Genomic DNA, 11,511 nt, shown 5'->3' with positions numbered 1-11,511 from the left:
GCCGCGACCGGCAACCCCGGCGCGACTGATGTTCCGATGCGGATGCCTCGCATCTCTTACCGGTACGTTTGACTTTTTCTCCGCTAAAGGAAGAACAATGAAGAAGACGCTCGCTTCGATCATGACCGCAGCATTCGCTCTCGCATCGGTTTCGGCATTCGCACAGGCGTCGGCGCCGGCCGCCGACACGTCGGCTGCCGCATCGGCACCGGCCAAGAAGGATCACAGCAAGCCGAAGCACCAGCTGAAGCACCACGGCTCGAAGAAGGGCCAGGCGAAGGCCGCAGCAGCATCGGCCGCCGGCACGAACGACGCAGGCTCGCAGAACTAAGCACGCTTCGCCGCGGCCGGCGCGACCGGCCGCCCCGTCGCAAGACCCCGCACGCTTTCCGGCATGCGGGGTTTTGTTTTTTCGGGCGTTCGGCGCCTCCGAGCCTCGGAACCCGATGCGCCCGCCGAGTCGATGCGGTCGGCATCGCACCGCGCATGGCCGGCCGCAGGCGCTGCAGACTGCCGGCATCTGTGTTTAACTCGCCGCTTCACGGGTCGAAGGAGCGGGAAATGGATCTTGGATTTATCGGGCTGGGCGAAATGGGGCAGGCGATCGCGACGAACCTGCTGAAGGCCGGGCATACCGTGCGCGTGTGGAACCGTTCGCGCGAGCGCGCGGAGCCGCTGGCGGCGCTCGGCGCGCAGATCGTCGCGACCCCGGCCGACGCGTTTCGCGGCGACGCGGTGTTCTCGATGCTCGCCGACGATGCCGCCGCGCGCGACGTGTTCGACGACGCGCTGCTTGCGCAGGCGCCGCGCGGCCTGATCCACGTGAACATGGCGACGGTGTCGGTCGCGCTCGCCGAGTCGCTCGCGCACGCGCATGCGTCGCGCGGCCTCGACTACGTCGCCGCGCCGGTGATGGGGCGCCCGGACGTCGCGGCCGCCGCGCGGCTGACGATCATGGCCGGCGGCCCGGCCGAGGCGATCGACCGCGTGCAGCCGTTGTTCGACGCGATCGGCCAGAAGACCTGGCGGTTCGGCTCGCTGCCGCAGCACGCGAACATCGCGAAGATCGCGGCGAACTTCACGCTCGCGTCGGCGATCGAGACGCTCGGCGAGGCGTCCGCGCTGCTGGGCGCGCACGGCGTCGCGATGCGCGATTTCCTCGACGTGATCACGAGCAGCGTGTTTCCGGGGCCGGTCTATGCGGGCTACGGCGGGATGATCGCCGAGCGCAGCTACGAACCGGCGCGCTTCAAGGCGCGGCTCGGGCTGAAGGACGTCCGGCTCGCGCTGCAGGCCGGCGACGCGGCGTCGGTGCCGCTGCCGGTGGCGAGCGTCGTGCGCGACAGCCTGCTCGATGCGCTCGCGCACGGCGGCGGCGACCAGGACTTCGCGGTGCTCGGCGAAGTCGCGCTGCGCCGCGCGGGCCGCTGAGCCGGCGCGGGACAGAAGCGCCGCGCACGCGGCATAATCGTCGTTTCGTTGCTCTATCGCTGAGGCGCGCATGAACCTGCATACGTGGTGGCTTTTCGTGGCGACGGTGTTCGTCGTGTCAGCGATTCCCGGTCCGAACATGCTGCTCGTGATGACCCACGGCGCACGCCACGGGCTGCGCCGCTCGGCGGCGACGATGGCCGGCTGTCTCAGTGCGCTGGTGCTGATGCTGGCCGTCTCCGCGGCCGGGCTCGGCGCGGTGCTGCAGGCGTGGCCGGCGATGTTCAATACACTGCGCTTCGCGGGCGCCGCCTATCTGATCTATCTGGGCGTGAAGGCCTGGCGCGCACGGGTCGACGACGCGCCGGCCGCCGACCTCGCCGCGTCTGCGCCGGGCGCATCGGCGTCGTCGTGGGCGCTGTTTCGCAACGGCTTCCTGGTCGCGGGCAGCAACCCGAAGGCGATCCTGTTCGCCGCCGCGCTGCTGCCGCAGTTCATCAACGCGGCCGAGCCGACGCTGCCGCAGTTCGGCATCCTCGTCGTCACGTTCGCGGCGATCGAGGTCAGCTGGTATCTGGTCTACGCGTCGTTCGGCACGCGCATCGGCGCGACGCTGAAGAGCCAGAGCGTCGCGCGCGTCTTCAACCGGTTGACCGGCGGGCTGTTCGTCGGCTTCGGCGCGATGATGGCGCTGGTCCGTCACTGAACGCCGCCGGCGCGGCCGGCCGCACGCCCCGCACCTCGTCCGAGGGCGGGGCGTTTTCACGTTGGGCGTGGGCACCCGCCGTCACGCGCCCGGCGTCGCCGCGGTATCGGCACGGCGCCCGGCCGACAAGCCGAATACGGTGGCTGCGCCCGCGAACCCGAACCCGAACCCCACGCCACACACGGCGCTCCACCCGCCCCACGCCCACGCGCTGCCCGCCAGTGCGGCCCCCAGCGCGCCGCCGACGAAGAACAGTCCGACGAACAGGCCGTTCAGCCGCCCGCGTGCGGCCGGGTTCAACAGGTTGATCTCGCGCCGGCCGATCGTCTGGTCGACGATCACGCCCGCATCGAGCAGCGCCGCGCCGCCGGCCAGCAGCGCCAGCGCGATGCCGCGGTGCGCGGGCGCGTCGAAGCCGAACCAGCCGGCGCCGGCGATGCCCAGCACGGTCAGCGCGGCGAGCATCGTCAGGTGCGCGGCGCGCTGCGCGGCCGGGCCGTGGCCGCGATCGCCGACGCGACCGGCCAGCGGCGTGACGATCGCGCCGCTCGCGCCCGCGAACGCGAACAGCGCGATCCCGTGCAGATCGAGGCCGAACGGCGGTTGCGCGAGCCGCAGCCCGACGGCCGTCCAGAACGCGCTGAACGCGGCCATCGCCAGCGCCGCCGACAGCGCATGGCGGCGCAGCACCGGCTCGGCGGCGAGCAGGCGGCCCATCGACGCGAGCAGCGCCCGATAGCCGGTCGTGACCGACGGCACGCGCGACGGCAGCCGCAGCGCGAGCACCGCGGCGATCGCCGCGTCGGCGAGCGCGGCCAGCACGTAGAACGCGCGCCAGCCAGCCGTGCCGGCGATCAGGCTCGCGAGCGGCCGCGACAGCAGGATGCCGAGCATCAGCCCGCTCATCACGTTGCCGACCGCGCGCCCGCGCTGCGCTTCGGGCGCCATCGCCGCGGCCATCGGCACCAGCATCTGGATCACGCTGGAAGCCGCGCCGGCGACGAGCGTCGCCGCCAGGAACACGGCGCCCGAGCGCGTGAACGCGGGCAGCGCGAGCGCGGCCGCGCAGACCACGAGCGTCGCGACGATCAGCCGACGGTTCTCGAGCAGGTCGACGAGCGGCACCAGCAGCACGAGGCCGGCCGCGTAGCCGAGCTGCGGCAGCATCGCGACCAGGCCGGTGAGGCCCGCCGGCAGGCGCAGGTCCGCGCTGATCGCGCCGGTCAGCGGCTGCGCGGCGAACAGGTCCATCACGATCACGCCGACCGTCGCGGCGAAGAACAGCGTCATGCCGGCGCTGAGCGCAGGCTGGGCGTGCGCCGCGCGGCGAACGGCGGCGGGGCAGGCGTCGGCAGGGCAGTTCATCGGAGCTCCGCGCAAGTGAGGAAGAAGTCCTCATCGTAGGTATCGCATCGTTATGCGACAATTGAAATATGTCTAACATGATTATGCGAGTTTGCTTTGAATACGCGTGATCTCGAGGCGTTCGTCGCCGTGGTCGACAGCGGCTCGATGGTCGCCGCCGCCGCGAAGCTCCATCTGACGCAACCGGGCCTGACGCGCCGCGTGCAGAACCTCGAGGCGCTATTGGGCCTGCCGCTGCTCGAGCGGCAGAGCAAGCCGCTGAAGCCGACCGCCGCCGGGCGCGACGTCTATGCGCTGGCGCGCAACGTGCTCGGTGCGATCGACGAGCTGATGGCGGCCGGCTCGCCCGACAGCGAGCCGTCGGGCGAGCTGCGCATCGGCGTGCCGCCGTTTCTGTCCGAACTCGCGCTGGAGCAGCCGATCGACCGGCTGCGCGATGCGTTTCCGCGGCTCACGTTGCGCGTGACGGCCGGCTGGTCGCCGGCGCTGGTGCAGGGCATCGAGCGCGGCACGGTCGATGTCGCGACCGTGATGGTGCCGGCCAGCGCGGCGCTGCCCGACACGCTGACGGCCACGCTGCTCGGCACGCAGCCGACGGTGCTGGTCGCCGCGCGCGATTTCCCGCTGCCGGACGGGCCGCTGTCGCTCGACGTGCTGTCGGGTTTTCCGTGGGTGCTGAGTCAGGACGGCTGCGGCATGCGTTCGGCGCTGAGCCGCGCGCTCGGCGCGGCCGGCCTGCCGTTCGACGTTGCGGTCGAGGCGTTCGGCTCGGAATTGCAGCTGTCGCTGGTCGCGCGCGGCGCGGGCATCGGCATCGCCTCGCCGAATGCGCTCGCGCGCAGCGCACATCGCGACGCGCTGCGCGTGGTGCAAACCACGGGGCTCGAGACGCGGATCAACGTATGGATGGTGCACGGCGCGCTGCCGGGCCGCCTGACGCGGCCGGTCGCGCTGCTGCGCGACACGCTCGGCGCCGTGCTGGAGCGGGAGAACGGGGAGGGGTCGGATGACGACTAAACGGCTAGAGTGTGCGTTCGAGGGAAAATCCTGATTTTCTCTACGGAAATGTTGCAATGCCGCATTCGATTCGCTATAGTTACACCTGTCTCCTCCATGTCTCCTCTGATATGGATTCAGCCCGCCTCTTAGGCGGGCTTTTTTTTGCCCGCGTTTTTTGACGCGGGCTGCCGCTTCCTGCAGCTTCGGCCGGTTTCATCCGGCTTCGTCCGCGTCAGAACTTGTACGTCATCCCGACGTAACTGATGATCGGATCCGCCTTCAGCTCCGATTTCGACTCCGCGAGCACCGTGCCGTCGGCGGCCTTGATCGTCACCGTCGACGTCGTCTTCAGCGGGATGTAGGTCACCGACGCGATCAGCCCGAAGTGCTCGGTCAAGTTGTACTGCAAGCCCGCGTTGAACACCGGCTGCCACGACGACGAAGCCTTCGCCTCCACCGACGTCGTCCCCGGTTTGCCCGCGCCCGCCGCGAGAATCGCGCCCAGATTGTCCTGCGTCTGCTTGATGAAGTTCGTATTGAGCTGCAGGTCGCTGAACCAGTTGTACGACACGCCCAGCCCGAGGAACGGCCGGAACTTCGCGGTCGCCGCGCCGAAGTAGTACTGCAGCAACACCGCGGGGCTCCACTGCCGCACGCTCTTGACGATCGGGTTCACCGACGCGAGCCCGATGTTCTGCGTGCCGAGCGCGCCGGCCGGTCCCGGCGGCCTGATGGTCCCCTGGCCCGACACCTTGAACACCGGCGGCACGCCGGCCACCGACGTCACCGCGATGTGGTCGGTCAGGAAATGGCTGACCGTCAGGCCGACCGTGTCGGCGCCGCTCGTGCGCAGGCCGGTGCCGGGCGACGTGAACGTCGGCGGCAGCCGCAGCGGCGTGTTGATCGGCGTCGGCGCGACGTTGGTCGTCATCGGCGTGCTGCTTTGCTGCGGCATCACGTGGAACCAGCCCAGTGTGACGACGTTGCTGCCGGCGCTCTGCGCCTGCGCGGCGAGCGGCGCCAGGGCAAGCGCCCCGGCTGCCGCGCAGAGAAGGGTCTTGTTCATCACGGCTTGCCTCCGCTTACTGGACGAACGCGCCGATCGTGAAATACGGCGTCGTCCCAGCGTTGTCGAGGAAGCCGAACACGCCGCCCGTGAAGATGAACTTGCCGGTCGGCGACGTGCTGCCCGAGCCCGTGTGGATCGTCGTGACCGTGCCCGGCACCTTCTGCGTGTAGTCGAGGTCGAGCGCGGTCGCGAGCGAAGCCTGCGACGGCTGGAACGGATCGAGCAGCGTGGCCTGGTTGTTGATCAGCGCGGTGGTGCGGTAGTCGAACTGGCTGTCGACGCCGATGTATTCGCCGTTCTGCGATCCGGCCGCGATCGCCGTCTGCGGCGACAGGATCGAGATGCTCGATTCGTCGTCGGCGGTCAGGCCCGGCACGCCGTTGCTGTCCGGCGTCGGGTTCGGGTTCGCGACGCCCGTGCGCACGAGCACCGGCACGAGCTGGTTGCGCAGCCTGCCGACGATCATGAAGCCCTTGCCCTGCGGCGTCGCCGACAGCGTCGGCTTCAGCTGGCTCTGGTAGTTGTTGCTCTGGAACGCGCCGCTGCCGTCGGCCGACTGCACGAAGTTCGTGCCCTGCTGCACGCACGCGCCGCCGGCGAACTGGCCGGTCGTGTCGCATTTGGTCCACGTGCCGTCGGCGTTGATCGTCACCTTCGCATCGATCGACGCTGGCGCGAATTTCTGCGACGGCACTTCGCCGAAGCCGATATGGCTGTACGTGCCGGCGACCTTCGTGATGTCGGTTTCGATCGACGAGAAACCGATGAACGGGTAGTACGGGAACTTCGTGTCGGGCACCGCGGCCTGGCCGAGCACGCCGTTGAACTGGATCTCCTTGCCCGGAATCGTGCCGCCGGCGACGCCGAAGCCGACGAAGATGCGCGCCGGCCGCGACGGATCGAGGCTCGCGCCGTTCAGGCGGAACGCGCACTGGTTGAGCTTGTTGGTCGGCAACATCGTTTCCTGCGTGAGCGTGCCGCTGTCCACGGTGCCGGCGCGCGTCGGCGTGACGGTACCGGTGGTTTGCGGAACCGCCGATTCGACGTAGGTGACCTGCCAGGTCATCTTGGTCGTGTCGAGCTGGACCTTGGCCAGTTCGCCGCTGCCCGCGCCGCCCGTGAAGACGGTGCTGTAGTCGAGCGACGCCGGGCAGAGCCGGTCTTCGACGAGCGGCGGCGGGTTGTCGCTGCCGCCGCCGCATGCGGAAAGAAGGGGGGCGGCAAGGGCCGCCGCCAGAACGAGGTTGCGCTTCATGTTGCTCCTCCAGATTTGTCTTGTTCGGCGGCCGGCTCCCTGTCGACCGCTTCTGTTTCGTTGCTCGTGCCGCGTGCGTAGCTGCGCCGTGCCGGGCGCCGTCGTTTCGTGCCTTTCCTGCGATGCGTGCGGTGCGCGGCGGCGCGCCCGCCGCCGCGCACCGCTTATTTGCTGATCTGCGCGCCCACGCCGAAGTACGGCGTCGACGAGGTGCTCGCGTTCGCCGACGTCGACGTGACGCCGCCGTTCACGGTGCCCTGCACGAGTGCCGCGTACAGGCCGCCCGTCGCGATCACCACGCCCGACGCGGACGGGTAGGTCGCGCCGCTGGCCGGCTTCGTGGTCGTGTTCAGCAGGCCCGGCGTCGACTGGCCGTAGTCGAGCGTGAAGCCGTCCTCTTCGGCCTGCGTGCTCGGATTGATGAACGACGCGTTGCTGCCGCGGATCAGCGCGGCGGTGTACTTGAAATTCGAGTCCGCGCCCGCGTAGCCGCCGTCGATCGCGCCCGACTGGATCGCCGTCGCGCCGGCGAGCACCGCGATCCCCGATTCGTCGTCGACCTTGGCGTCCGTATGCAGCGGCGGCGTGCCGAGGTTCACGTCGCCGGTACGCACGATCACCGGCACCGTCGCGCCGTTGAGCTGCCCGATCACCATGTGCACGGTCGCCGACTTGCCGGTCGCGCCGATCAGCGGCAGCGACGTCTGCGGCAGAATCTGCGGCGCCTGCGTGCTGTCGAAGTAGCCGCCGCTCGCATGCGGCGTCCACGGATTGCCGGTCGTCATGCAGCTGCCGGACGACGACGTGCACGCACCGTTCGCATCGAACGTCTCGCTCGAGTTGACGCCCTTCGTCGCGTAGTTGCCCGACGGCACGAGGTGATAGATCAGCGCGTTGTAGGTGCCCGGCAGCTTCGAGAGGTCGGTCGTCGTGCTCGCGAAGCCGAGGAACGGGTAGAAATCGAAATGGCGGTTCGGCACCTGGCCGACGTTCTGGATCACACCGGGGATGATCGTGAGCCCGTCGTACTGGACCGTCGCACCGGGGATGCCGCCGCCCGCGACGCCCATGCCGACCAGCAGCATCGGCGGGTTCGCCTGGTTGAAGTCGGCGGCCGTCGAGTAGGTCGAGCCGTTCGGGGCGGTGCCGGCGCCCGGCGTCAGCACGAACGCGCAGCGGGTCTGCTCGGCGGTGGGCAGCGTGCCGGTCGGCGGGTGCACGACCTTGCCGGTGATCGTGACGCCGGCGCGGCTCGGCGTGACGGTGCCGGTCGCGAGCGGAATCGGCGATTCGAGCCATTTGAGCGTGTAGGTCATCGCGACCGCGTCGATGTTGACGCTGACGACCTCGCCGCTGCCGGCGCCGCCGAGGTACGTACTCTTCACGATGTCGGCATCGGCCGGACACAGCGCGCCGTTGATGGGCTGCGACGGCGGCTGGCCTTGCGTGCCGCAACTCGATCCGGAACATTGGGGCGCGTCGACCGGCGCGAGCGCGCCGCCGGAATCCCCCCCACCACAGGCAATCAGGAAAGGTGCGATGGCAAAGGCCGTTGCCACCCCCTTCGATAAGGCGTGCGACATGCCGCTGTCTCCAATCGTTTAATTGTGCGAGCTAATGTCGCCGTCTGGATATTCGCTGTCAATTGATGAACTCGTCTAAAAAAGGCGCTTGAAACAAAGCGCCCACGACGAATCCTTGCGGGAAGCGGATTTCAGTAAGAATTAAAACGCGCGACGCGTCATAGAGTGGCGCCGCGGTGGGCGTCGGCCGCGCGGCTCGGGCGTCCGGAGCCTTCCCGCGTATAACGGCTGCGTTTAAATCGCGGGTATCCGGTTTATCCCTATTCGGGATTGACTGGATAAAAACCGTTGAATTAATTCAACGCCACTCGCGCAATGGAAAGCTTGTAAATATTTGTAAATCCGGCGACTGGATTTAATTCATTGCCCGATATGGGCAAATAAAAAGCCGGCCCGCGGCCGGCTTTGCATCGCGTGCAAGCGCGCTCAGCGTTTGAGGCCGGTGTCCTCGGCGGCGCCGATGTTGAGGTTCATGCACTGGATCGCGGCGCCCGATGCGCCCTTGCCGAGGTTGTCCAGGCGGGCGACCGTGACGAAGCGCTCTTCGTTGCCGAACACGAACAGGTCGACGCGGTTCGTGTCGTTGTTGGCCTGCACGTCGAAGAAGCCGCTGTCGAGATTTTCGTCGGCGTTGAACGGCGCGACGCGCACGAACGGCTCGTCCGCGTAGTACTCGGCGAACACGCGCTGCACGTCCTGCGGCGTCGCGCGCTTCGCGAGCTGCTCCGGCGAGAAGTAGGTCGTGACCGCGAGGCCCTTCAGGAACGGCCCGACGATCGGCGTGAAGATCGGCGCGTGCGCGAGGCCCGTGTGCGCGGCCATTTCCGGCAGGTGCTTGTGCGCGAGCGCGAGCGCATACGGGCGCGGGCTCGCGAGCTTGCCGCCCGGCGCCGCGTTTTCGTAGTCGGCGATCATCGACTTGCCGCCGCCGCTGTAGCCGGTGATCGAGTAGCTGTGCGCGGCGAAGCTCGGGGCGACGATGCCGGCATCGACGAGCGGGCGCATCGCCAGCACGAACGCCGACGCGTGGCAGCCCGGCACCGCGATGCGCTTCGCGTTGCGAATCTTGTCGCGCTGCGTGCGGGTCAGCTCGGGCAGGCCGTACGCCCAGTCGGCGCTGGTGCGGAACGCGGTGCTCGCGTCGATCAGCGTCGTGTTCGGGTTCTCGACGAGCGAGGCCGACTCGCGCGATGCGACGTCCGGCAGGCACAGGAACGTGACGTCCGATGCATTGATCAGGCGGCGGCGCTCGTCGACGTCCTTGCGCTTCGCTTCGTCGATGCGCAGGATTTCGATGTCGTTGCGCGCCGACAGGTATTCGAAGATCTTGAGGCCGGTGGTGCCTTCCTGGCCGTCGACAAAAACTTTGGTGCTCATTTCGTTCTCGCTGAATGAAACGGGAGCCGCGGCGCCCTGAAACCGCCATTTTAAGACGTCAGCCGGCGGGCCTGCCCGCCGGCGGCCAAAAAAAGACGGCCCGCGGGCCGCCTTGTGTCGCTTTGGCGCGTGCCGCCGCGCTGCCCAGCGTCGGGCGTTCAGCGGCCGCCGGCCGTCCAGCGCACGGCGGCCTGCGCGACGCGCTGGCCGAACAGCTTGGCCGTCTCGAGGTCGCCGGGCAGCGGCGCCTCGTCGGGCGTCGCGTCGGCCGGCGACTGCGCCAGCAGGCCCGTGAAGCCGCCGACGTAATTGATGTCGTTGCGGGTCGCCGCCTTCGAGTTGGCCGGCATCATCCCCGTGCCGACCCATACCATCCCATGCTGCATCGCCAGCGTGACGAAATATTGAATCGTCGAGAACTTGTCGCCGTTCATCGTCGCCGAGTTCGTGAAGCCGGCGGCGAGCTTGTCCTTCCATTTCTGCGTGAACCACGGTTTCGACGTCGCATCTGCAAACTGTTTGAACTGTGCGGACGGCCCGCCCATGTAGGTCGGCGCGCCGAAGACGATCGCGTCTGCCGCGTCGAGCGCGGCCCAGCCCGCGTCGTCGAGCTCGCCGACTGCGATCAGCCGTGCGGCCGCGCCGGCGTCCTGCGCGCCGGCGTGGACGGCTTCGGCGAGTTTCTGCGTATGACCGTAGCCGCTGTGATAGACGATGACGATGTTCGACATGAGGCGTTCTCCGGAAGGGGACGACACGGCGGCCGCCGCGGCCTGCCGCGTCACGCGCCGCAGCGGGGCGGCGCGACGGGTGCGCGGCGGGATGCCGCGACCGCTGCGGTGGAGTCTAGCAAGCCGAAATGACGGGAGAACGGCGCGCGGTGCGTGGACGTTCGCGCGCCGAAGCGATCGCGACGCCCGCCTGCGCTCATCGCCCGTAGGTGACGGTGAGCTGCGCGGTGCCGATCGTCAGCGTGCCGATTTCGTGCTCGAACATCGGCGCGGGGCGCCCTTGGGCCACGCGCAGGTCCGTGCCCTTGAGCGCGTACACGGTGATCACGTAGCGGTGCGGTTTGCCCGGCGGCGGGCACGGGCCGCCGTAGCCGTCGGTTCCGAAGTCGTTGCGCGCCTCGCTCGCGCCGATGCGCCGCAGGAAGCCCGACGCGCTCGCATTGGCCGGCAGGCTCGTGACGGTCGCGGGAAGGTCGGCGACGGCCCAGTGCCACCAGCCGTGCCCCGGCGCATCGGGATCGAAGATCGTCACCGCGTAGCCGCGCGTGCCGGGCGGCGGATTGCGCCAACTGAGCTGCGGCGAGCGGTTTTCACCGTTGCATTCGCCGCGGTCGAACAGCTGCGCGGCGCCGACGCGCCCACCGGGCGCGAGGTCGGTGCTCGTGACGGTGAACGGGCCTTCCGCGCGCGCGGGCGCGGTGGCGAACGTGGCCAACGCGGCGGCGGCGCAGAGCAGGGTAGCGATGAACGGAGCCGTACGACCGGGTGGCGCAGGTGAGGTGATCCGGCGATCCACACGCATATGGCGCTGCTCCCGTCACGTGAGCCGGGCCGACGCTCCCGGCGTGATTGGCGTTGTAGGTGGTTGCGCGCGCAGCCGATGGCGGCGCTGGAGCAAGTCTAGCATTAGGGTTGGATGCGCGATGCATGCCGTGGCCGCGGACGCGGCCCGATGCTGATCTGGATCGACGGACGAAAAAAAACCGCCCGCGAGG

The 11,511-nt window shown here is 69.1% G+C and carries 11 protein-coding genes; 4 read left to right on the top strand and 7 right to left on the bottom strand.

Translation table 11 applies throughout. The annotated features are described in order from the left end of the window. Positions 1–97: 97 nt before the first annotated feature. From AK36_RS12625 to AK36_RS12615, 3 genes are all read left to right on the top strand, one after another. Complete coding sequence (locus AK36_RS12625; RefSeq protein WP_014722260.1) at positions 98–331, top strand: hypothetical protein; 234 nt, start codon at positions 98–100, stop codon at positions 329–331. A 230-nt stretch (positions 332–561) separates the two neighbouring features. After that, the gene (locus tag AK36_RS12620; RefSeq protein WP_011882972.1) at positions 562–1,431 is read left to right on the top strand and encodes an NAD(P)-dependent oxidoreductase; all 870 of its coding nucleotides are present in this window, start codon (positions 562–564) and stop codon (positions 1,429–1,431) included. Between the two features lie 70 nt (positions 1,432–1,501). Next, positions 1,502–2,137, top strand: a complete 636-nt coding sequence (locus AK36_RS12615) for a LysE family translocator (RefSeq protein WP_014722261.1) — start codon at positions 1,502–1,504, stop codon at positions 2,135–2,137. A gap of 81 nt (positions 2,138–2,218) precedes the next feature. Here AK36_RS12615 and AK36_RS12610 read toward each other — a convergent pair whose 3' ends face one another. After that, a complete protein-coding gene (locus AK36_RS12610; RefSeq protein ID WP_045578600.1) occupies positions 2,219–3,502 on the bottom strand; it encodes an MFS transporter in 1,284 nt (427 codons plus the stop codon). A 96-nt stretch (positions 3,503–3,598) separates the two neighbouring features. Here AK36_RS12610 and AK36_RS12605 point away from each other — a divergent pair, with 96 nt between their 5' ends. Continuing rightward, positions 3,599–4,519, top strand: a complete 921-nt coding sequence (locus tag AK36_RS12605) for a LysR family transcriptional regulator (protein WP_011882975.1) — start codon at positions 3,599–3,601, stop codon at positions 4,517–4,519. A 214-nt stretch (positions 4,520–4,733) separates the two neighbouring features. On the opposite strand, the gene AK36_RS12600 is transcribed toward AK36_RS12605, so the two are convergent. The 6 genes from AK36_RS12600 to AK36_RS12575 all read right to left on the bottom strand — a co-directional run bounded on the left by AK36_RS12600 (position 4,734) and on the right by AK36_RS12575 (position 11,318). Continuing rightward, positions 4,734–5,567: an OmpW/AlkL family protein gene (locus tag AK36_RS12600; RefSeq protein WP_011882976.1), complete on the bottom strand. Its 834-nt coding sequence runs from the start codon at positions 5,565–5,567 to the stop codon at positions 4,734–4,736. A gap of 16 nt (positions 5,568–5,583) precedes the next feature. After that, the gene (locus AK36_RS12595) at positions 5,584–6,825 is read right to left on the bottom strand and encodes a DUF2957 domain-containing protein (protein ID WP_011882977.1); all 1,242 of its coding nucleotides are present in this window, start codon (positions 6,823–6,825) and stop codon (positions 5,584–5,586) included. Between the two features lie 164 nt (positions 6,826–6,989). Next, a complete protein-coding gene (locus AK36_RS12590) occupies positions 6,990–8,408 on the bottom strand; it encodes a DUF2957 domain-containing protein (protein ID WP_045578599.1) in 1,419 nt (472 codons plus the stop codon). 426 nt (positions 8,409–8,834) lie between these two features. Beyond that, on the bottom strand, positions 8,835–9,785 hold the full coding sequence (gene argC / locus AK36_RS12585) for an N-acetyl-gamma-glutamyl-phosphate reductase (protein WP_014722267.1): 951 nt from the start codon (positions 9,783–9,785) through the stop codon (positions 8,835–8,837). A gap of 158 nt (positions 9,786–9,943) precedes the next feature. Then, entirely contained in the window at positions 9,944–10,516 is a 573-nt protein-coding gene (locus AK36_RS12580; protein WP_011882980.1) for a flavodoxin family protein, read from the bottom strand. Between the two features lie 196 nt (positions 10,517–10,712). Further along, positions 10,713–11,318 (bottom strand): YbhB/YbcL family Raf kinase inhibitor-like protein, encoded by a 606-nt coding sequence (locus tag AK36_RS12575; protein ID WP_011882981.1) that lies wholly within the window; start codon positions 11,316–11,318, stop codon positions 10,713–10,715. Between the last annotated feature and the right edge of the window lie 193 nt (positions 11,319–11,511).

Source organism: Burkholderia vietnamiensis LMG 10929, from assembly GCF_000959445.1.
Lineage (GTDB): Bacteria > Pseudomonadota > Gammaproteobacteria > Burkholderiales > Burkholderiaceae > Burkholderia > Burkholderia vietnamiensis.
The sequence above is the reverse complement of the archived record's forward strand: the minus strand, read 5'-3'. Positions and strand labels throughout refer to the sequence as shown.

Excerpts from the sequence above, each read along its gene's own strand:
- argC (WP_014722267.1), bottom strand. The coding sequence starts at position 9,785 with ATGAGCACCAAAGTTTTTGTCGACGGCCAGGAAGGCACCACCGGCCTC.
- AK36_RS12625 (WP_014722260.1), top strand. The coding sequence starts at position 98 with ATGAAGAAGACGCTCGCTTCGATCATGACCGCAGCATTCGCTCTCGCA.
- AK36_RS12575 (WP_011882981.1), bottom strand. The coding sequence starts at position 11,318 with ATGCGTGTGGATCGCCGGATCACCTCACCTGCGCCACCCGGTCGTACG.
- AK36_RS12610 (WP_045578600.1), bottom strand. The coding sequence starts at position 3,502 with ATGAACTGCCCTGCCGACGCCTGCCCCGCCGCCGTTCGCCGCGCGGCG.
- AK36_RS12600 (WP_011882976.1), bottom strand. The coding sequence starts at position 5,567 with ATGAACAAGACCCTTCTCTGCGCGGCAGCCGGGGCGCTTGCCCTGGCG.
- AK36_RS12580 (WP_011882980.1), bottom strand. The coding sequence starts at position 10,516 with ATGTCGAACATCGTCATCGTCTATCACAGCGGCTACGGTCATACGCAG.
- AK36_RS12590 (WP_045578599.1), bottom strand. The coding sequence starts at position 8,408 with ATGTCGCACGCCTTATCGAAGGGGGTGGCAACGGCCTTTGCCATCGCA.
- AK36_RS12620 (WP_011882972.1), top strand. The coding sequence starts at position 562 with ATGGATCTTGGATTTATCGGGCTGGGCGAAATGGGGCAGGCGATCGCG.
- AK36_RS12615 (WP_014722261.1), top strand. The coding sequence starts at position 1,502 with ATGAACCTGCATACGTGGTGGCTTTTCGTGGCGACGGTGTTCGTCGTG.
- AK36_RS12595 (WP_011882977.1), bottom strand. The coding sequence starts at position 6,825 with ATGAAGCGCAACCTCGTTCTGGCGGCGGCCCTTGCCGCCCCCCTTCTT.